The organism is Shewanella sp. A22, from assembly GCF_053850585.1.
The window spans coordinates 14,109-35,971 of sequence record NZ_JBSQBN010000035.1 but is presented as its reverse complement, the minus strand read 5'-3'; the positions used below and the strand labels follow the sequence as shown (position 1 = coordinate 35,971).

Sequence of the window (21,863 nt, the reverse complement as noted above, 5' to 3'; positions counted from 1 at the left end):
AGACTTTATGCCTTTGGCTGCTTGTTTAGCGAAAGCTTCTAATTCTTGTTTATTCATGTGCTACCTTCCATTGACCCTAATAGGGTACTGATTGAAAAGCAGTTACACAAAATTATTTACAGGCTCCAAATTTATTCTTTTTTCCCTGTACAATGACTATATTATTTTCAAACTTAATTTCTTATGTCTATTTCACTGGCAGCATTTAACAGCTTTGGTCTGAAACAGCAATGCAGTTCACTTATTGAAGTCACCGACAAAGTTGAATTATTAAAAACATGCAGAAGTCTATACCAAAAACAACAACCTATGTTGATCTTGGGTGGGGGAAGCAATGTCGTTTTTACTGAAGATTACCATGGAACTGTCGTCAAAATTGCAACAAAAGGCATTCAAATTTCCGAGGATACAGACAGTTACTATCTAACTGTGCAAGCTGGAGAAGTTTGGCATGATTTAGTGAGTTTTTGTATGCATAAAGGGATTTATGGGCTAGAGAATTTGGCTTTAATTCCTGGTACTGTAGGCGCAGCTCCGATACAAAACATTGGAGCGTATGGTGTCGAGTTTAACGAATTTTGTCATAAAATTGAGCTTTTGCAACTTGATACCGATAAGTTGATTCAATTAGGTAATGAGCAATGTTGTTTTGGCTATCGAGAGTCGATTTTTAAACAACAGCTTAAGAACTTAGTTGTCATAACAGAGGTAATTTTTAAGCTGCCTAAACTATGGCAACCTGTAATTAGGTATGGTCCATTGCAGCACTTTGACATCAAATTGGTGACGGCGCAGCAAATTTTTGATTGTGTTTGCCAAGTTCGTCAATCGAAGCTACCGGATCCTCATGTGTTAGGTAATGTGGGAAGTTTTTTTAAAAATCCTATCGTTTCGGCTGATATCTATGATGAACTAAAAAGCCGTTTTGTTGATTTGGTTGGCTATAGTCAAGAGGATGGCTGCTATAAACTCGCTGCTGGTTGGCTTATTGAGCATGCTAAATTAAAAGGGTTTACCATTGGTGGCGCAGCGGTCCATCAAGATCAAGCATTGGTTCTTGTTAACCGAGGTGACGCGACCGGAAAACAAGTTTGTCAGTTAGCTCAGTACATTATTCAGGTCATTTTTGATAAGTTCGGGGTTACGTTGCAACCTGAACCTAGGATTTTGGGCTTACTTGGGGAGATTGATATAGCATGAATGAGCATTGGTCGCGTAAGCGACAAATTTTAGCCTGTTTACACCATGAACATTTTGTTTCGGGTGAGGTTATTGCACAGTCTTTAGCGCTCTCCCGTGCAGCAGTCAATCAGCATATTGATGCGCTGAAAGATTATGGTATTGAAATATACAGTGTAAAAGGTAGAGGCTATAAATTAGCAACCCCAGTGTCTTTGGTTAATGAATCACTGCTTATTAATGGTGTTGATGGTCGTTGTTTTTACTTTGATGAAACTACCAGCACTAATGCTTTTATGCTTGCTCATGCTTCTGAATTGAAGTCTGGTGATGTTTGCATTGCAGAATATCAATCAGCGGGAAGAGGTAGGAGGGGAAGGCAATGGTTATCTCCATATGGTCACCATATATATGCATCTATGTTTTGGCGCTTACACTGCGATATAAACAAAGCTAGTGGGATGAGTTTAGTTGTCGGCTGTTCAATTGTTAAAACTTTAGCTGATTTGGGTGTAGAGGGGTTGGGATTAAAATGGCCGAATGATATTTATCTTGATCATAAAAAATTGGCAGGCATTCTGGTTGAAATATCCCACTCTGGATTGCACAAGACTGATGTTGTCATTGGCTTTGGTATAAATATGAGTATGTCTGCGGAACAAGGTGAACTTATTGATCAACCTTGGAGTGACTTATCCTGCTTAACTAATATTCCTGATAAAACTGAATTACTGATTGAACTTCATAAAACCCTAAAAGCTGATTTGCAGTTATTTGAACAGGAAGGTTTGGTATCATTTTTAGACCGCTGGAATGAATTTGATTTGTTTATTCATCGTGAAGTTTCGCTGTTAATGGCACCAAACGTAGTGAGTGGTATTTGCCGTGGCATAGATAAACAAGGTGCCTTGCTACTAGAAACTGAGCAAGGTATAAAACGCTATATCGGTGGTGAAATTAGCTTAAGATCTGCACTGTAGTATTAAGTATGAGCCTATTTCAGGCTCATACATTATTTTCTTAGTAGCACTCTATTCATCAGGTGGTTAGGCCCTTTTTGTAAAATCAGATGAGCCCGCTCACGTGTTGGTTGGATGTTGAGTGACAAATTGGGCCCATTAATCGTATCCCAAATGTTTGCTGCGATAACATTTGCCTCATCATCCGTTAAAGTCGAATAATGATGGAAGAATGAATTTGGATCTCTAAATGCGCCTTTTCTAAATTGCAAAAAACGTTGTTTATACCAATCTTTTAATAACGACTCTTCCGCATCAACATAAATGGAGAAATCAACAAAATCTGATACGAATGGTCTTCTAGTGTCAATGGGAGTATCTAAACCTGTCTGTAGTACATTTAACCCTTCTAAGATTAAGATATCAGGTTGGCGTATTGCTTGGTGTTCGTCGTGTCGTCGATCGTAAGTTACATGTGAATAAAGCGGCGCAAGTACCTCGCTTTCACCGGCTTTAACTGCAGATATAAACTCCACAAGCATCTTCATATCATAGCTTTCAGGAAAGCCTTTACGCTGAAGCAAACCTTTACGTTTAAGATCGGCTAAAGGATATAAAAAACCATCAGTAGTAACCAAATCAACCTTTGGATGCTCTGGCCAGCGCTGTAATAATGTTTGTAATATTCTAGCCGTAGTGCTTTTACCTACGGCTACACTTCCAGCAATACTGATAATATAAGGTCCAGGTGAAGCTTTTTGTTCAAGAAAATTATCAAGAACCAGACCACGTTGTTGTTTTGAGCCGGCAAATAAATTCAGTAAACGGCTGAGAGGAAGGTAAATGTCGGTGACTTCATCTAAAGACAGCTTTTCATTCATACCACGCAGGCTTTCTAATTCATCTTGACTCAATGTCAGTGGCACCGATTTGCGTAATTCAGCCCAATGCTCGCGCTGAAAAGCAAAATAGAGTGCATCTTGGATTGAGTTTGTTGGGGTCATAACCATTCCTCTTGGTTGGTCAGGCACATTACACTATCAGATAAATGGCGACAATAGTTTGAGCTTCATTTGTCCTTACCGCAATTACATTTGCCTATAAATCGCACTTTATAGTCAAAACGCGAGCAAAAAAGCGTCATTTGAAACTTTTTTTAGGTTTTTTATCATTTTCCTATTGCACTCCGGAGCACATTTACCTAATATCCGAACCCGAAATGATACGCCGGCATAGCTCAGTTGGTAGAGCAACTGACTTGTAATCAGTAGGTCCCGAGTTCGACTCTTGGTGCCGGCACCATTTTTCTGGAGGGGTTCCCGAGTGGCCAAAGGGATCAGACTGTAAATCTGACGGCTCAGCCTTCGAAGGTTCGAATCCTTCTCCCTCCACCATTTTCTAGGTAGTTAGGTAGCCTAAATAGGTTGCGCGGATGTCGTATAATGGTATTACTCCAGCCTTCCAAGCTGATAACGCGGGTTCGATTCCCGCCATCCGCTCCAAATTTGTTCGCTGATATGGCTCAGTTGGTAGAGCGCTCCCTTGTTAGGGTGAGGTCGGCAGTTCGAATCTGCTTATAAATACCAGCCGTTATGAACAAATTCCCTAACCCTAAATAATCGATTCGATGTCATTTTATGCATCGGATTTTTACTATATGTGTTTTCATCACCAAGATAATTGGACTGAGGCAATACCATGGCAAAAGCTAAATTTGAACGTAACAAGCCCCATGTGAACGTGGGCACCATCGGTCACGTTGACCATGGTAAAACAACCTTAACAGCAGCAATTTCTGCCGTTTTGTCTAAGACATATGGTGGTGAAGCTCGTAACTTCGCTCAAATCGATAATGCTCCAGAAGAGCGTGAGCGCGGTATTACCATTAATACTTCTCACATCGAATATGACACACCTTCACGTCACTACGCTCACGTAGATTGTCCAGGTCACGCGGATTATGTTAAAAACATGATTACAGGTGCTGCACAGATGGACGGCGCGATTTTAGTAGTAGCAGCGACTGATGGCCCAATGCCACAGACACGTGAGCACATTCTACTTTCACGTCAGGTAGGTGTACCTTTCATCATCGTATTCATGAACAAATGTGACATGGTAGATGACGAAGAATTACTAGAATTAGTAGAGATGGAAGTTCGTGAACTTCTTTCTGAATACGACTTCCCAGGTGATGACTTACCAGTAATTCAAGGTTCAGCTCTTAAGGCACTAGAAGGCCAGCCAGAGTGGGAAGCTAAGATTATCGAATTAGCAGAAGCATTGGATACTTACATTCCAGAGCCAGAGCGTGACATCGATAAGCCATTCCTACTTCCAATTGAAGATGTATTCTCAATTTCAGGTCGTGGTACAGTAGTAACAGGTCGTGTTGAACGTGGTATTATCCGTGTATCAGACGAAGTCGAAATCGTTGGTGTACATGCAACCACTAAGACAACTTGTACTGGTGTAGAAATGTTCCGTAAGCTGCTTGACGAAGGTCGTGCAGGCGAGAACTGTGGTGTGTTATTACGTGGTACTAAGCGTGATGACGTAGAACGTGGTCAAGTACTAGCTAAGCCTGGTTCAATTACGCCACACACTACATTCGAATCAGAAGTGTACGTGTTATCAAAAGAAGAAGGCGGACGTCACACTCCATTCTTCAAAGGTTACCGTCCACAGTTTTACTTCCGTACAACAGACGTAACAGGCACAATTGAGTTACCAGAAGGCGTAGAAATGGTTATGCCTGGTGATAACATCAAGATGGTAGTTACTCTGATTTACCCAATCGCGATGGACGACGGTTTACGTTTCGCTATCCGTGAAGGTGGCCGTACAGTTGGTGCTGGTGTTGTAGCTAAAATCATCGCGTAATAGCGCTTTAGTTCACACTGAAAAAGGAAGCTTCGGCTTCCTTTTTTATTTTTAAAGTAAAATTGTTAAAAAAAACTGACTTTTTGGTCAATTTGTCAATCTTACTTTACCTGTATTGTTGCGAACAAAGCTGAATAAGAATACAATCTATGGCCGATTTTTGACCCTGTGCTTATGCATTTTCTGGGAAAGCTCGGAAATGCGGATTTGGTAAATATGTTGTTTACCAAGCTAAGCCCAGGTCGTAGTAAGTAACGGAATTAACCGATGACAACAAATACTGAAAACCAGAGTAATTCTTTGGATATCGTTAAGTGGGGCGTAGCAGTATTGCTAATTGCTGCTGCTGTTATAGCTAATCAATTTTATGCAGATGCTAATGTTGTAGCTCGTGTTGCTGGGGTAATTATTGCCTTCGCTATTGCAGGTGTCATTGCGCTGCAGACAAGCAAGGGTAAGCAAGCGCAATCTTTTGCTAGAGAAGCACATATTGAAGTGCGAAAAGTCGTTTGGCCAACTCGCCAAGAAGCGCTAAACACGACTTTCATTGTACTAGCCGCTACTGCTGTAATGGCATTAATCCTTTGGGGATTTGATGCTGTGTTGTTACGAGTAGTCAATTTAATTACTGGCGTATAGGCACCTGAAAATGACTGAAGTTACAGAAGCAAAAAAAAGATGGTATGTAATCCAAGCCTTTTCAGGCTATGAAGGTCGTGTGCTTAAAACACTGCTTGAACATATCAAAATGCATAACATGGAAGAATACTTTGGTGAGATATTAGTTCCCACTGAAGAAGTGGTAGAAATGCGCGCAGGTCAACGCCGTAAGAGTGAGCGAAAGTTTTTTCCTGGTTATGTATTAGTCCAAATGGAAATGAATGATGACAGTTGGCATTTAGTTAAAAGTATCCCGCGTGTGATGGGGTTTATTGGTGGTACATCAGATCGCCCAGCGCCGATTTCAGACAAAGAAGCCAATGCTATTCTTCAACGTCTTCAGGATACTGTTGAGTCTCCAACACATCGCGTTATGTATGAACCAGGCGAAGTTGTTCGCGTGTGTGACGGTCCATTTGCGGACTTTAACGGTACTATCGAAGAAGTTGATTACGAGAAGAACCGGATTAAAGTTTCGGTGATGATTTTCGGTCGCTCAACACCAGTAGAATTAGATTTTAATCAGGTTGAAAAGAGCTGATTAAAATAACTACAAAATAAAGATTGTTTGCGGGTGCGGATTTTTATATAATTCGCACCCGTTGTTTTCAGGGGAGCGTATTGGCATGTCGCCAACATGCGTTTGAACCCAAATTGAGGAAATGTCGACATGGCAAAGAAAATTGAAGCTTATATTAAGCTACAAGTAGCAGCCGGTGCTGCTAACCCGTCTCCACCAGTAGGTCCTGCTTTAGGTCAAAAAGGTGTGAACATCATGGAATTTTGTAAAGCATTCAACGCTCGTACTGAAAAGTTCGAAAAAGGCATGCCAATTCCTGTTGTTATCACTGTGTTTAACGACCGTTCTTTTACTTTTGAAACTAAGACTCCACCTGCATCTTTCCTACTGCTAAAAGCAGCAGGTCTTAAATCAGGTTCTGGCCGTCCTAATACTCAAAAAGTAGGAACTATCAAGCGTAGCGCTGTTCAGGAAATTGCTGAAACTAAAGCCGCTGATATGACTGGTGCTGATATTGAAGCGATGACTCGCTCAATTGAAGGTACTGCACGTTCAATGGGTTTGGTAGTAGAGGATTAATATAATGGCAAAGCTAACTAAGCGCGCTCGCGTTATCCGCGAAAAAGTTGATGCAACAAAATTGTACGACATCAACGAAGCTGTAACACTTTTACAAGAACTAGCGACAGCTAAATTTGTAGAAAGTGTTGACGTAGCTGTTAACCTAGGTATCGATCCTCGTAAATCAGATCAAAACGTGCGAGGTGCTACTGTACTTCCACATGGTACTGGTCGTGACGTTCGTGTTGCTGTATTCACTCAAGGTGCAAACGCTGAAGCTGCTAAAGCTGCTGGCGCAGAGCTAGTGGGTATGGAAGATTTAGCTGAACAAGTTAAAGCTGGCGAAATGAACTTTGACGTTGTTATCGCTTCTCCAGATGCAATGCGCGTTGTAGGCATGTTAGGTCAAATCTTAGGCCCTCGTGGTTTAATGCCTAACCCTAAAACGGGTACTGTGACACCTAATGTTGCAGAAGCTGTTAAGAATGCAAAAGCGGGTCAAGTTCGTTACAGAAACGACAAAAATGGTATTATCCATACAACTATCGGCAAAGTAACATTCACTGCCGAACAGTTAAAAGAAAACTTAGAAGCATTAGTGTCTGCACTGAAGAAGGCTAAGCCTGCAGTTGCAAAAGGTATTTATGTGAAAAAAGTTAGCATCTCCACCACTATGGGTGCAGGTGTAGCTATCGACCAGGGTTCACTGGAAGAAGCTAAGTAATATACAAAGCATGCGTATTAGTCTATAATGCAACGCACTTTGTGGGTTGAAGCCGCCTTTTATGTAATAGTGTTAAGCTGTTACATAATAGAGTCGGTTTCCGTCCAAGACCGCAGGTGTTGATCTTATGATTGACTTAATTTCCAGCGTAGACGGTGTCAGGCCCCAGCTAAATTTTTTTACTGGAAAATCTGCACCGTAAGTAATTAAACACATAAGTGTTTAATTTGGTAAATACTAGGGAATTCCCTAGGTAGAATCCAGGAGTAAAGCCAATGGCATTAAGACTCGAAGACAAACAGGCAATTGTTGCTGAAGTCAACGAAGCTGCCAAAGGTGCACTTTCTGCAGTTGTTGCCGATTCACGTGGCGTAACTGTAGGTGCTATGACCGGTCTGCGTAAAGCTGCTCGCGAAAATGGTGTGTTTGTACGTGTAGTACGTAACACTCTTGCTCGTCGTGCAGTTCAAGGTACAGCTTTTGAGTGCCTAGCAGAAACGTTCACAGGCCCAACTTTAATCGCTTTCTCTAACGAGCACCCAGGTGCTGCAGCGCGTCTTTTAAAAGACTTCGCTAAGGGACAAGATAAATTTGAAGTTAAAGGTGCAGCTTTCGAAGGGATGTTTATCCCTGCAGCTGATATTGATCGTTTAGCGAAACTACCAACATACGAAGAAGCACTAGCTCAGTTGATGATGACTATGAAAGAAGCATCTGCTGGCAAGTTCGTTCGTACATTGGCCGCCCTTCGCGATCAAAAACAAGACGCCGCTTAATTTTAAGCTGGCAGCTTAATAAAATTGAATTCAGAACAATAGGAAATATTTCTAATGTCTATCACTAAAGACCAAATCTTAGAAGCTTTCGCAGCAATGTCTGTAATGGAAGTTGTTGAACTAATCGAAGCTATGGAAGAAAAATTCGGCGTTTCTGCTGCTGCTGCAGTAGTTTCTGGCGGTGGCGAAGCTGCTGCTGCTGAAGAGCAAACAGAATTTGACGTAGTACTTACTTCTCACGGCGACAACAAAGTTGCAGTGATTAAAGCTCTACGTAGCGCTACTGGTCTTGGCTTGAAAGAAGCTAAGACTATGGCTGAATCTTCACCAATCGCTGTTAAAGAAGGCGTGAGTAAAGAAGAAGCTGCAACTCTTAAAACTGATCTAGAAGCCGCAGGCGCTTCTGTTGAAGTTAAGTAAGCTGTAATTTAGCTTATATCACCCAAGTAATTGGGTGAAGGCTGACGGTTTTTTAACCGTTGGCCTTTTTTGCGCTTTATGCGCAGGCGATTTTTTTCACCTTTTGTCGTCAGTTTTAACAGTCCCTAGCAGAGATTACTGGTTAGGTTCTTGTCAACAAGGGTGATAGGCAAACGTGCTGATTTAATTAATATTAATTTCAGTCTTGGTCACATTCCGTAAGCAGAGGAAACCCATGGTTTACTCCTATTCTGAAAAGAAGCGTATTCGCAAAGACTTTGGTAAGCGTCCAAAAGTTTTGGACATCCCTTATTTACTGTCTATCCAGTTAGACTCTTTTAAGAAGTTCACCGATCAAGACCCTACGGGTGAGCGTGGCTTAGAAGCTGCATTCCGTAGCGTTTTTCCTATCAAGAGCTTTTCTGGCTATTCTGAGCTGCAATATGTCAGTTATAAGCTAGGCGAGCCAGTTTTTGATGTGAAAGAATGTCAGATCCGCGGTGTAACTTATTCAGCACCACTTCGCGTTAAATTACGTATGGTGTTGTTTGACCGTGAAGCTGCAGCTGGCACTGTTAAAGACATTAAAGAGCAAGAAGTCTATATGGGTGACATCCCATTGATGACTGATAACGGTACTTTCGTTATTAACGGTACTGAGCGTGTTATCGTGTCTCAGTTACACCGTTCTCCTGGTGTGTTCTTTGATCATGACCGTGGTAAAACCCACTCTTCAGGTAAGGTGCTGTATAACGCACGTATTATTCCTTACCGTGGTTCATGGCTTGATTTTGAGTTCGATCCTAAAGATGCTTTATTCGTTCGTATTGATCGTCGCCGTAAATTACCAGCGACTATTATTCTACGTGCGCTTGAATATTCTACTCAGGACATCTTAGATTTATTCTTTGAGCGTATTGAGTTTAAGATCAAAAAAGATTCACTCGTTATGGCGCTTGTGCCTGACCGTCTTCGCGGTGAAACGGCAAGCTATGACATTAAAGATGCTGAAGGCACTTTACTCGTTGAAGCTGGTCGTCGTATTACTGCGCGTCATATTAAGCAGCTTGAAAAAACCAACACAACTGAACTTGAAGTGCCAGTTGACTATATTGTTGGAAAATATGCTGCACAAGACTATATCGACGAAGATACCGGTGAAGTATTAGTTACAGCAAACAGTGAAATTACCTTAGAAGATTTAGCTAAGTTATCATTGGCTGGAATTAAGAACATTGATACTCTGTTTATTAATGACCTTGACCACGGTGCTTATATTGCTGACACTCTGCGTATTGATTCTACAACTAACCGCTTAGAAGCGTTAGTTGAGATTTATCGCATGATGCGTCCTGGCGAGCCTCCAACCAAAGATGCTGCTGAAGGTTTATTCCAAAACCTTTTCTTCAGTGAAGAACGTTATGACTTATCTAAAGTAGGTCGTATGAAGTTTAACCGTCGTCTTGAGATTGCAGAAGACGAAGGTAACGGTGTATTGTCGAAAGAAGACATCGTTTGCGTTATGAAGAAAATCATCGAAATCCGTAACGGTTATGATGAAGTCGATGATATTGACCACTTAGGCAACCGTCGTATTCGTAGTGTTGGTGAAATGGCTGAAAACCAATTCCGTGTTGGTCTAGTCCGTGTTGAGCGTGCGGTTCGTGAACGTCTATCTTTAGGCGATTTAAACGAGCTTATGCCACAAGACCTCATCAATGCTAAGCCGATCTCTGCGGCAGTGAAAGAATTCTTTGGTTCTTCACAGTTGTCACAGTTTATGGATCAAAACAACCCATTGTCAGAAGTGACACATAAGCGTCGTATCTCTGCGCTTGGCCCAGGTGGTTTAACCCGTGAACGTGCTGGTTTCGAAGTTCGTGACGTACATCCAACTCACTACGGTCGTTTATGTCCAATTGAGACCCCAGAAGGTCCAAACATTGGTCTAATCAACTCGCTAGCAAGTTTTGCTCGCACTAACTCATACGGTTTCTTAGAAACACCTTACCGCAAAGTGGTTGATGGTGTAATTACTGATGAAGTTGAATACTTATCAGCAATTGAAGAAGGTCGCTATGTTATTGCACAGGCAAACATCGAAGTTGACGCTGATGGCCGTATGGTTGAAGATCAAATTGCTTGTCGTCATAAAGGTGAGTCAACCTTTATGCGTGCAGCAGATGTTCAATATATGGACGTATCACCACAGCAGATTATTTCTGTTGCTGCATCGTTAATTCCGTTCTTAGAACACGATGATGCTAACCGCGCATTAATGGGTGCTAACATGCAACGTCAAGCCGTTCCTACATTACGCGCTGATAAGCCGTTAGTAGGTACAGGTATTGAACGTACTCTTGCTGTTGACTCTGGTGTGGTTGTTGCCGCTAAACGTGGCGGTGTGGTTGATTATGTTGATGCTAGCCGCATCGTAGTTAAAGTCAATGAAGATGAGCTACACGCAGGTGAAGCGGGTATCGACATTTACAATCTAACTAAATATACCCGTTCAAACCAAAACACCTGTATTAACCAACGTCCTTGTTGTTCTGTTGGTGAACCCGTAGTTCGTGGTGACGTATTGGCAGATGGTCCATCAACCGATTTAGGTGATTTGGCACTTGGTCAAAACATGCGTATCGCGTTCATGCCTTGGAACGGTTATAACTTCGAAGATTCGATTTTAATTTCTGAGCGCGTTGCGCAAGAAGATCGTTTCACGACTATCCATATTCAAGAGCTATCATGTATTGCTCGTGATACTAAATTGGGTAGCGAAGAAATCACTGCTGATATTCCAAACGTAGGTGAGTCTGCTTTATCTAAATTAGATGAATCAGGTATCGTTTATATTGGTGCAGAAGTGAAGGGTGGCGACATTCTAGTTGGCAAAGTAACACCTAAAGGTGAAACGCAGCTGACTCCAGAAGAGAAGCTTCTCCGAGCTATTTTTGGTGAAAAAGCCTCTGATGTTAAGGACAGCTCACTACGTGTACCTAACTCAGTGAAAGGCACTATCATCGACGTTCAGGTATTTACCCGTGACGGCGTTGAGAAAGACAAGCGTGCGCTTGAAATCGAAGAAATGCATGTTCGCCAAGCTCGTAAAGACTTAGGTGAAGAGTTCAAGATCCTTGAAGAAGGTGTATTGGGCCGTGCACGTAACTTGTTACTGTCTGTGGGTTATTCTGAAGCTAAGTTAGCTGAGATCCCACGCAAAGACGTATTAATTCAAGTTATCGACGATGAAACAAAACAAACTGAATTAGAGCAGTTAGCTGAGCAGCACGAAGAGCTAAAAGCTGACTTTGATAAGAAGTTTGAAATCAAGCGTCGTAAGATCACCCAAGGTGATGACTTGGCTCCAGGCGTACTGAAAATTGTTAAGGTTTACTTAGCCGTTAAACGTACTATCCAACCTGGTGACAAGATGGCAGGTCGTCATGGTAACAAAGGTGTTATCTCGAAGATTTGTCCAATCGAAGATATGCCATACGATGAAGAAGGTAATCCTGTAGACATCGTACTTAACCCATTGGGCGTACCATCGCGTATGAACATTGGTCAGGTGCTTGAAGTCCACATGGGCGCAGCAGCTAAGGGCATCGGTAATAAGATTACCGCGATGCTTGAAGAGCAGCGTGAGCTAGCCGAACTTCGTAGTTACATCAAACAAGTTTATGAATTAGGTGACGACGTGCTACAGCGTGTTGATATCGATTCGTTTACTGATGATGAAGTTGTACGCTTGGCTACCAACCTTAAAGGTGGTATTCCAATTGCTACACCAGCATTCGACGGTGCTAAAGAGAAAGAGATCAAGCAAATGCTTGCTCTAGCAGGCTTACCTGAGTCTGGCCAGTTAACATTATGTGATGGCCGTACCGGTAACGAATTTGAGCGTAAAGTAACTGTGGGTTACATGTATATGCTTAAATTGAACCACTTAGTTGATGACAAGATGCACGCCCGTTCAACCGGTTCGTACAGCTTAGTGACTCAACAACCATTGGGCGGTAAAGCTCAATTCGGTGGTCAGCGTTTCGGTGAGATGGAAGTGTGGGCACTTGAAGCATACGGTGCTGCTTATACTCTACAAGAAATGCTAACAGTTAAGTCAGATGACGTTAACGGTCGTACTCAGATGTATAAAAACATCGTCGACGGGAACCATCAGATGCAACCAGGCATGCCTGAGTCTTTCAACGTATTGTTGAAGGAAATTCGTTCACTTGGTATTAATATCGAGTTGGACCAAGAGTAAGCATCGCACTTAAGCAATGTTTGGTAACCAAGGGTGCTTTGCATCAGCAAAGCACCTGGTTTAACTCCTTCAGGAGAGAAACGTGAAAGACTTATTAAAGTTTCTTAAGCAGCAAAGTAAGACTGAAGAATTTAACGGAATAAAAATTGGTTTGGCATCGCCAGATCTCATCCGTTCTTGGTCTTTTGGTGAAGTAAAGAAGCCAGAAACCATTAACTACCGTACATTCAAACCTGAACGTGAAGGTTTGTTCTGTGCGCGTATCTTTGGTCCGGTTAAAGATTACGAATGTTTGTGTGGTAAATACAAACGTTTAAAGCATCGTGGCGTGATTTGTGAAAAGTGTGGCGTAGAAGTTACCCAGACTAAAGTGCGTCGTGAACGCATGGGTCACATTGATCTGGCTAGTCCAGTTGCCCATATTTGGTTCTTAAAATCACTTCCGTCTCGTATCGGCTTAATGCTGGACATGACGTTACGTGATATTGAGCGCGTACTGTATTTCGAATCATTTGTTGTTATTGAGCCTGGCATGACCACGCTTGAGCGCGGCCAAATGCTAACCGAAGAAACGTATCTTGATGCGTTAGAAGAATACGGTGACGAGTTTGAAGCTAAGATGGGTGCCGAAGCAGTTTTAGAATTGCTACGCGCTATCAACTTAGAAGAACAGATCGAGCAAATGCGTGAAGAGTTACCTTCAATTAACTCTGAAACCCGTCGCAAAAAGGTCACTAAGCGCCTTAAACTGATGGAAGCATTTTTCACATCTGGTAATAAGCCAGAGTGGATGATCTTAAAAGTATTACCGGTCCTTCCACCTGATCTACGTCCATTAGTGCCGTTAGATGGTGGTCGTTTCGCGACATCAGATCTTAATGATCTTTACCGTCGTGTAATTAACCGTAACAACCGCTTAAAGCGTCTGTTAGATTTAGCTGCGCCTGACATTATCGTACGTAACGAAAAACGTATGTTACAGGAGTCGGTTGATGCGCTATTAGATAACGGTCGTCGCGGTCGTGCTATTACGGGGTCTAACAAGCGTCCGCTTAAATCTCTTGCTGATATGATCAAGGGTAAGCAGGGGCGTTTCCGTCAGAACTTACTTGGTAAGCGTGTTGACTATTCAGGCCGTTCGGTAATTACCGTAGGTCCTACTTTACGTCTGCATCAGTGTGGTCTTCCTAAGAAGATGGCACTTGAGCTATTCAAACCATTTATTTACGGCAAGCTAGAAGCGCGTGGTCTAGCGACTACGATTAAAGCTGCTAAGAAGATGGTTGAACGCGAACAGGCTGAAGTATGGGATGTGTTAGACGAAGTGATTCGTGAGCATCCAGTAATGCTTAACCGAGCACCAACACTTCACAGACTGGGTATTCAAGCATTTGAACCCGTTCTGATTGAAGGTAAAGCAATTCAATTGCATCCGTTAGTTTGTGCGGCATACAACGCCGACTTCGACGGTGACCAAATGGCGGTTCACGTACCATTAACGCTTGAAGCTCAGCTAGAAGCTCGTGCGCTTATGATGTCAACCAACAACATTTTGTCACCCGCTAATGGTGAGCCTGTTATTACACCGTCTCAAGACGTGGTATTAGGTTTGTACTACACCAGCCGTGAATGTATCAATGGCCGCGGCGAAGGCATGGCTTTCTCTTCAGTTGCTGAAGTAGAAAAAGCTTACGCTACAGGTGCTGCTGAACTACATGCTCGTGTTAAAGTACGTATTACTGAAACACATATTGCAGATGATGGCGAAAGAACGAAAGCAACTCGTATCATTGATACCACCGTTGGTCGTGCTCTTTTATCGTTAATTTTGCCTGAAGGCTTATCATATGATCTGGTTAACCAGAACATGGGTAAGAAGCAGATTTCTAAGTTGTTGAATACCTGTTACCGTCAACTAGGTCTTAAAGATACCGTTATCTTTGCAGACCAATTGATGTATACCGGTTTCCGTTTTGCGACCATATCTGGTGCCTCTGTAGGTATTGATGACATGGTTATTCCAGACGAAAAATACACCTTAGTTGCTGATGCTGAAGCAGAAGTGCTTGAAATTCAAGAGCAGTTCCAATCGGGTCTTGTTACAGCCGGTGAACGTTACAATAAAGTCATCGATATTTGGGCAAGTGCTAACGAAAAAGTCTCTAAAGCGATGATGGAAAACCTGTCTACTGAGACCGTGATTAACCGTGATGGTGTACCAGAAAAACAGGCATCGTTTAACAGCATCTATATGATGGCTGACTCAGGTGCTCGTGGTAGTGCGGCTCAGATCCGTCAGTTAGCGGGTATGCGTGGTCTTATGGCTAAGCCAGATGGCTCAATCATCGAAACCCCTATTGTGGCTAACTTCCGTGAAGGTCTAAACGTACTCCAGTACTTTATTTCTACACACGGTGCGCGTAAAGGTCTTGCCGATACCGCATTGAAGACAGCAAACTCGGGTTACTTAACACGTCGTTTAGTTGACGTTGCTCAAGACTTAGTCGTTATTGAAGACGATTGCGGTGTTGAACATGGTCTAACAATGAAACCACTCATTGAAGGTGGTGATGTTGTTGAACCATTACGCGAACGTGTTCTAGGTCGTGTTGTTGCTCGTGACGTCATGAAGCCTGGTACTGATGAAGTACTTGCACCTCGCAACACGTTGCTTGATGAAGCTTGGTGTAATACGTTAGAAGACCACAGTATTGATGAAGTGATAGTACGCTCTGTAATTACCTGTGAAACTGATTTCGGTGTGTGTGCAGCGTGTTACGGTCGTGACTTGGCTCGTGGTCATATTATCAACCACGGTGAAGCTATTGGTGTTGTTGCGGCGCAGTCAATTGGTGAACCTGGTACACAGTTAACCATGCGTACCTTCCACATTGGTGGTGCGGCATCTCGAGCTTCTGCAGAAAACAACGTTCAAGTTAAGAATGCTGGTGCACTGAAGTTACATAATGCTAAGCATGTATCTAACATCGACGGTAAGCTTGTGATTGTTTCTCGTTCTTCTGAATTAGCCATCATCGATGAGCTAGGTCGTGAGAAAGAGCGTTACAAAGTGCCATACGGTACTGTGCTAGAGAAATTGGAAGACAGTGAAGTTGCTGCTGGCGAGATTATCGCTAACTGGGACCCACATACTCACCCAATTATTTCTGAAGTAGCTGGTAGTGTGAAATTCGTTGATATGATCGACGGTGTAACCATGACACGTCAAACTGACGAGTTAACAGGTTTATCTTCGGTTGTCGTACTTGAAATTGGTGCACGTACCTCAGCGGGTAAAGAATTACGACCTGCAATTCGCTTAGTGGATGCAGACGGTAATGACTTAATGATCCCTGGTACAGAAGTGCCAGCTCAGTACTTCTTACCGGGCAATGCGATTGTGTCGAAAGACGATAACGCGAAAATCAACGTTGGTGACGCATTAGCTCGTATTCCTCAAGAATCGTCTAAAACACGCGACATCACCGGTGGTTTACCACGTGTTGCAGACTTATTTGAAGCGCGTAAACCAAAAGAGCCAGCAATTCTTGCTGAAATCTCTGGTACTATCTCGTTCGGTAAGGAAACAAAAGGTAAACGTCGACTCGTTATCACACCAGCTGATGGCAGTGATCACTATGAAGAGATGATCCCTAAATGGCGTAACTTAAACGTGTTCGAAGGTGAAAAAGTCGAACGTGGTGAAGTTATTGCTGACGGACCAGAAGCAGCGCATGACATTCTACGTCTTCGTGGTATCCACAACGTAGCAAACTACATTGTGAACGAAGTACAGGATGTTTACCGTCTTCAGGGCGTTAAGATCAACGACAAGCACATCGAAGTCATCATTCGTCAAATGCTACGTAAGTGTTTAATCACTTCAGCTGGCGACAGTGAGTTCTTAGAAGGTGAGCAAGCAGAAGTATCACGCGTGAAGATAGCTAACCGTGAGCTTATTGCTCAAGGTAAAGCGCCTGCAACGTTTGAACGTGAATTACTCGGTATTACCAAAGCATCTTTGGCGACTGAATCGTTCATCTCTGCAGCCTCGTTCCAAGAAACGACTCGTGTGTTAACTGAAGCAGCCGTTGGTGGTAAGAGCGATCCATTACGTGGTCTGAAAGAAAACGTAATTGTAGGTCGTTTGATCCCTGCTGGTACTGGTTATGCTTATCACAAGAGCCGCAACGAAGAACGCGCTAAAGCAGCAAGTTCTGGTGGTAAAGTGGAAGCAACAACCGTCACAGCAAGCGAAGCTGAACAGAACCTAGCAGACCTCTTAAACTTGGCTGGTAGTCAAGATTAAGTTAATGGTTTGTTAAAAAAGGCGCCAATGGCGCCTTTTTTATTGGAATTTGCACGAAAAGTTGGCTATTTCTTGACAGGCAGCCATTACCTTTCTAAAATTCCGCGTCCCACCATTGTGGGATATAGATTTTTCACACCTAATTGTTGAGTTTAAATCAACTGTCGGAGCTATACATGGCAACTGTAAACCAGTTGGTACGTAAGCCACGCGCGCCAAAAGTCGAAAAGACTAATGTGCCTGCGTTGAACGCGTGCCCACAAAAACGTGGTGTTTGTACTCGTGTGTACACTACAACACCTAAAAAACCTAACTCTGCACTACGTAAAGTAGCTCGTGTGCGTCTAACTAACGGTTTCGAAGTGACTTCGTATATCGGTGGTGAAGGCCATAACTTGCAAGAGCACAGTGTAATCCTAATCCGTGGTGGTCGTGTTAAAGACTTACCTGGTGTGCGTTACCACACTGTTCGTGGCGCATTAGACTGTGCTGGCGTGACTTCACGTCGCCAAGGCCGTTCTAAGTACGGTGCTAAGCGTCCTAAGTCTTAACGTATCCCGTTTAAGTAAGGCCAAGCTAGTATTTATTTGACATTCCAGTTTTGGAAATACCTGAAGCATACGGAGAATTAATATGCCAAGACGTCGCGTTGTAGGACAACGTAAAATCCTACCAGATCCAAAGTTTCACAGTGAGTTGTTGGCTAAGTTCATCAACGTCATCATGCAGGACGGCAAAAAGTCGACTGCAGAAAAAATTATTTACAAGGCATTAGATGTCGTCGCTGAAAAGAAAGGCGAAAATCATCTAACTATCCTTGATGCAGCCCTGGACAACGTTCGCCCATCTGTCGAAGTTAAATCTCGTCGTGTTGGTGGTTCGACATACCAGGTACCATGTGAAGTTCGTCCTGTGCGTCGTAACGCACTAGCGATGCGCTGGTTAGTTGAAGCTGCTCGCAAACGTGGTGAAAAATCTATGGCTCTACGTCTAGCAGGTGAAATGCTAGATGCGTCTGAAAACAAAGGTACAGCGGTTAAGAAGCGTGAAGACGTGCATCGCATGGCTGAAGCTAACAAAGCCTTCGCCCATTACCGTTGGTAATATGATGGGGCGGGCCTTGGCCCGCTCCATATTGTTGATATTGCTAAAACCAAAAGTTTTAGTTGAGAGGGTATAAATAGTGGCTCGTACAACCCCAATTGAGCTTTATCGTAATATCGGTATTGTTGCTCATGTGGATGCAGGTAAAACTACCACAACAGAACGTGTTCTGTTCTATACCGGTATGTCTCATAAAATTGGTGAGGTGCATGACGGCGCTGCCACGACTGACTGGATGGTACAAGAGCAAGAGCGTGGTATTACTATCACCTCAGCTGCAGTAACGACCTTTTGGCGCGGTATGGAAGCCCAATTCCCTGAACATCGAATTAATATCATCGATACCCCAGGTCACGTAGACTTTACTATTGAAGTCGAGCGTTCATTACGTGTACTTGATGGCGCAGTAGTTGTATTTTGCGGCTCATCAGGCGTTGAACCACAATCTGAAACAGTATGGCGTCAAGCTGACAAATACCACGTTCCTCGTTTGGTGTTTGTTAATAAGATGGACCGTGCAGGTGCAGATTTTGACCGTGTAATAAATCAAATTCGTAACCGCCTTGGTGCGACTTGTGTGCCAATTCAATTAAACATTGGTGCAGAAGAAAACTTCAAGGGTGTTATTGATTTAATTAAGATGAAAGCCATTAACTGGTCGGAAACCGATCAGGGAACGACATTCACTTATGAAGAAATTCCTGCAGATCTCGCAGCAAAAGCTGCCGATATGCATGAGTATCTCGTGGAAGCAGCTGCTGAAGCTTCTGATGAACTGATGAACAAATACCTTGAAGAAGGTGAGTTATCAGAACAAGAAATTAAATTAGCACTGCGTCAGCGCACAATTAATAACGAGATCGTTCTTGCTACCTGCGGTTCTGCATTTAAGAACAAAGGTGTGCAAGCGGTGCTCGATGCGGTCATCGACTTTTTGCCTGCGCCTATTGATGTACCTGCAATTAAAGGTATTGATGAAGACGAAAAAGAAGTTGAACGTCCGTCAGATGATAATGCACCATTTGCGGCATTAGCATTTAAAATTGCGACTGATCCATTTGTTGGAACACTGACTTTTATCCGCGTGTATTCCGGCGTACTTGAAACTGGTGCTGGTGTTTACAACTCAGTAAAACAGAAGCGTGAACGAATTGGTCGTATGGTACAAATGCATGCTAACGACCGTACCGAGTTGAAAGAAGTACGCGCAGGTGATATCGCTGCTGCTATTGGTTTAAAAGATGTTACAACCGGTGATACTCTTTGCGATAACAATCACAAAGTGATTCTTGAGCGCATGGAGTTTCCAGAGCCCGTAATTACCATTGCCGTTGAGCCTCGTTCGAAAGCAGATCAGGATAAGATGGGCATCGCGCTGCAAAAATTAGCAGCAGAAGATCCATCTTTCCGAGTTGAAACTAACGAAGAGTCGGCTCAAACACTGATATCAGGAATGGGTGAACTACACTTGGATATTATCGTTGACCGTATGCGTCGCGAATTCAGTGTAGAGTGTAACGTAGGTAAACCTCAGGTTGCTTACCGTGAAACCATCCGTTCTAAAGTAGAAGTGGAAGGTAAGTTCGTACGCCAATCTGGTGGGCGTGGTCAGTTTGGCCATGTTTGGCTAAGACTTGAACCACTGGAAGAAGGTGCAGGCTACGAATTTGTCAATGAAGTTGTTGGTGGTGTAATTCCTCGCGAATACATTCCAGCTGTTGATAAAGGTATTCAAGAACAAATGAAAAACGGCGTATTAGCTGGTTATCCTGTTCTTGATGTGAAAGTCACATTGTTTGATGGTTCATATCATGATGTGGACTCAAACGAAATGGCATTCAAAATTGCAGGTTCAATGGGCTTCAAAACGGGTGCGCTAGAAGCCAATCCCGCGCTGCTCGAGCCTTGTATGAAAGTAGAGGTCACTACACCTGAAGATTATATGGGCGACGTTGTAGGTGACTTAAACCGCCGTCGTGGCATAATTGAAGGTATGGATGATGGCATCGCAGGTGTCAAACTTGTTCATGCAGTAGTACCTTTATCTGAAATGTTTGGTTATGCGACTGATTTGCGCTCTGCATCTCAGGGTCGTGCTTCTTACTCTATGGAGTTTTATAAGTACGCAGATGCACCGCAAAACATTGCAAAAGCGATTATAGAATCTCGTAACTAATATTGGTTACGGCATCAATGTTATATTGCTCGAATTAATCGAGCACTTCTGAAAAGAAAGGAATATATCGTGGCAAAAGCTAAATTTGAACGTAATAAGCCTCACGTAAACGTGGGCACCATCGGTCACGTTGACCATGGTAAAACAACCTTAACAGCAGCAATTTCTGCCGTTTTGTCTAAGACATATGGTGGTGAAGCTCGTAACTTCGCTCAAATCGATAATGCTCCAGAAGAGCGTGAGCGCGGTATTACCATTAATACTTCTCACATCGAATATGACACACCTTCACGTCACTACGCTCACGTAGATTGTCCAGGTCACGCGGATTATGTTAAAAACATGATTACAGGTGCTGCACAGATGGACGGCGCGATTTTAGTAGTAGCAGCGACTGATGGCCCAATGCCACAGACACGTGAGCACATTCTACTTTCACGTCAGGTAGGTGTACCTTTCATCATCGTATTCATGAACAAATGTGACATGGTAGATGACGAAGAATTACTAGAATTAGTAGAGATGGAAGTTCGTGAACTTCTTTCTGAATACGACTTCCCAGGTGATGACTTACCAGTAATTCAAGGTTCAGCTCTTAAGGCACTAGAAGGCCAGCCAGAGTGGGAAGCTAAGATTATCGAATTAGCAGAAGCATTGGATACTTACATTCCAGAGCCAGAGCGTGACATCGATAAGCCATTCCTACTTCCAATTGAAGATGTATTCTCAATTTCAGGTCGTGGTACAGTAGTAACAGGTCGTGTTGAACGTGGTATTATCCGTGTATCAGACGAAGTCGAAATCGTTGGTGTACATGCAACCACTAAGACAACTTGTACTGGTGTAGAAATGTTCCGTAAGCTGCTTGACGAAGGTCGTGCAGGCGAGAACTGTGGTGTGTTATTACGTGGTACTAAGCGTGATGACGTAGAACGTGGTCAAGTACTAGCTAAGCCTGGTTCAATTACGCCACACACTACATTCGAATCAGAAGTGTACGTGTTATCAAAAGAAGAAGGCGGACGTCACACTCCATTCTTCAAAGGTTACCGTCCACAGTTTTACTTCCGTACAACAGACGTAACAGGCACAATTGAGTTACCAGAAGGCGTAGAAATGGTTATGCCTGGTGATAACATCAAGATGGTAGTTACTCTGATTTACCCAATCGCGATGGACGACGGTTTACGTTTCGCTATCCGTGAAGGTGGCCGTACAGTTGGTGCTGGTGTTGTAGCTAAAATCATCGCGTAATAGCGACTTTAGTTCACACTGAAAAAGGAAGCTTCGGCTTCCTTTTTTATTTTCTGGTGGATAGCGATTTG

At 43.0% G+C, this 21,863-nt stretch carries 16 protein-coding genes and 4 tRNA genes; 19 read left to right on the top strand and 1 reads right to left on the bottom strand.

Annotated elements, in window-relative coordinates; genetic code table 11:
- Positions 1–183 precede the first annotated feature (183 nt).
- Together murB and birA are read left to right on the top strand one after the other, a co-directional pair.
- Positions 184–1,200 carry a UDP-N-acetylmuramate dehydrogenase gene (gene murB / locus ACWXWT_RS08745; protein ID WP_456041203.1) on the top strand — a complete coding sequence of 339 codons (1,017 nt, stop codon included), beginning with the start codon at positions 184–186 and terminating at the stop codon, positions 1,198–1,200.
- Positions 1,197–2,159: a bifunctional biotin--[acetyl-CoA-carboxylase] ligase/biotin operon repressor BirA gene (birA, locus tag ACWXWT_RS08740; RefSeq protein ID WP_456041202.1), complete on the top strand. Its 963-nt coding sequence runs from the start codon at positions 1,197–1,199 to the stop codon at positions 2,157–2,159. Before murB ends, birA begins: the two co-directional genes overlap by 4 nt.
- Positions 2,160–2,191: 32 nt before the next feature.
- On the opposite strand, the gene coaA is transcribed toward birA, so the two are convergent.
- Positions 2,192–3,142 carry a type I pantothenate kinase gene (coaA, locus tag ACWXWT_RS08735; protein WP_456041201.1) on the bottom strand — a complete coding sequence of 317 codons (951 nt, stop codon included), beginning with the start codon at positions 3,140–3,142 and terminating at the stop codon, positions 2,192–2,194.
- 222 nt (positions 3,143–3,364) lie between these two features.
- Between coaA and ACWXWT_RS08730 the strand changes: the two genes are divergently transcribed.
- The 17 genes from ACWXWT_RS08730 to tuf (ACWXWT_RS08650) all read left to right on the top strand — a co-directional run bounded on the left by ACWXWT_RS08730 (position 3,365) and on the right by tuf (ACWXWT_RS08650) (position 21,792).
- A tRNA-Thr gene (locus ACWXWT_RS08730) sits at positions 3,365–3,440 on the top strand.
- Between the two features lie 7 nt (positions 3,441–3,447).
- Positions 3,448–3,532, top strand: a tRNA-Tyr gene (locus ACWXWT_RS08725).
- Between the two features lie 34 nt (positions 3,533–3,566).
- Positions 3,567–3,640: transfer RNA gene (locus tag ACWXWT_RS08720), tRNA-Gly, on the top strand.
- Positions 3,641–3,653: 13 nt separating this feature from the next.
- Positions 3,654–3,724, top strand: a tRNA-OTHER gene (locus ACWXWT_RS08715).
- Positions 3,725–3,836: 112 nt separating this feature from the next.
- Positions 3,837–5,021, top strand: coding sequence for an elongation factor Tu (gene tuf / locus ACWXWT_RS08710; protein ID WP_456041191.1), 1,185 nt, complete (start codon positions 3,837–3,839; stop codon positions 5,019–5,021).
- 267 nt (positions 5,022–5,288) lie between these two features.
- A complete protein-coding gene (secE, locus tag ACWXWT_RS08705) occupies positions 5,289–5,660 on the top strand; it encodes a preprotein translocase subunit SecE (RefSeq protein ID WP_456041200.1) in 372 nt (123 codons plus the stop codon).
- A 10-nt stretch (positions 5,661–5,670) separates the two neighbouring features.
- Complete coding sequence (gene nusG, locus ACWXWT_RS08700; RefSeq protein WP_456041199.1) at positions 5,671–6,222, top strand: transcription termination/antitermination protein NusG; 552 nt, start codon at positions 5,671–5,673, stop codon at positions 6,220–6,222.
- A gap of 129 nt (positions 6,223–6,351) precedes the next feature.
- Complete coding sequence (gene rplK / locus ACWXWT_RS08695) at positions 6,352–6,780, top strand: 50S ribosomal protein L11 (RefSeq protein ID WP_456041198.1); 429 nt, start codon at positions 6,352–6,354, stop codon at positions 6,778–6,780.
- A gap of 4 nt (positions 6,781–6,784) precedes the next feature.
- Positions 6,785–7,486, top strand: a complete 702-nt coding sequence (rplA, locus tag ACWXWT_RS08690; protein ID WP_456041197.1) for a 50S ribosomal protein L1 — start codon at positions 6,785–6,787, stop codon at positions 7,484–7,486.
- 275 nt (positions 7,487–7,761) lie between these two features.
- Positions 7,762–8,262 (top strand): 50S ribosomal protein L10, encoded by a 501-nt coding sequence (gene rplJ, locus ACWXWT_RS08685; RefSeq protein ID WP_137224537.1) that lies wholly within the window; start codon positions 7,762–7,764, stop codon positions 8,260–8,262.
- Positions 8,263–8,316: 54 nt separating this feature from the next.
- Positions 8,317–8,682 (top strand): 50S ribosomal protein L7/L12, encoded by a 366-nt coding sequence (gene rplL / locus ACWXWT_RS08680; protein WP_456041196.1) that lies wholly within the window; start codon positions 8,317–8,319, stop codon positions 8,680–8,682.
- 235 nt (positions 8,683–8,917) lie between these two features.
- Complete coding sequence (gene rpoB, locus ACWXWT_RS08675; RefSeq protein WP_456041195.1) at positions 8,918–12,949, top strand: DNA-directed RNA polymerase subunit beta; 4,032 nt, start codon at positions 8,918–8,920, stop codon at positions 12,947–12,949.
- 82 nt (positions 12,950–13,031) lie between these two features.
- Complete coding sequence (gene rpoC, locus ACWXWT_RS08670; protein WP_456041194.1) at positions 13,032–17,258, top strand: DNA-directed RNA polymerase subunit beta'; 4,227 nt, start codon at positions 13,032–13,034, stop codon at positions 17,256–17,258.
- 176 nt (positions 17,259–17,434) lie between these two features.
- Positions 17,435–17,809 carry a 30S ribosomal protein S12 gene (gene rpsL, locus ACWXWT_RS08665; protein ID WP_101033703.1) on the top strand — a complete coding sequence of 125 codons (375 nt, stop codon included), beginning with the start codon at positions 17,435–17,437 and terminating at the stop codon, positions 17,807–17,809.
- An 82-nt stretch (positions 17,810–17,891) separates the two neighbouring features.
- The gene (gene rpsG / locus ACWXWT_RS08660) at positions 17,892–18,362 is read left to right on the top strand and encodes a 30S ribosomal protein S7 (protein WP_456041193.1); all 471 of its coding nucleotides are present in this window, start codon (positions 17,892–17,894) and stop codon (positions 18,360–18,362) included.
- A 79-nt stretch (positions 18,363–18,441) separates the two neighbouring features.
- Positions 18,442–20,538: an elongation factor G gene (gene fusA, locus ACWXWT_RS08655; protein WP_456041192.1), complete on the top strand. Its 2,097-nt coding sequence runs from the start codon at positions 18,442–18,444 to the stop codon at positions 20,536–20,538.
- A 69-nt stretch (positions 20,539–20,607) separates the two neighbouring features.
- Entirely contained in the window at positions 20,608–21,792 is a 1,185-nt protein-coding gene (gene tuf, locus ACWXWT_RS08650) for an elongation factor Tu (protein ID WP_456041191.1), read from the top strand.
- The last annotated feature ends 71 nt before the right edge of the window (positions 21,793–21,863 follow it).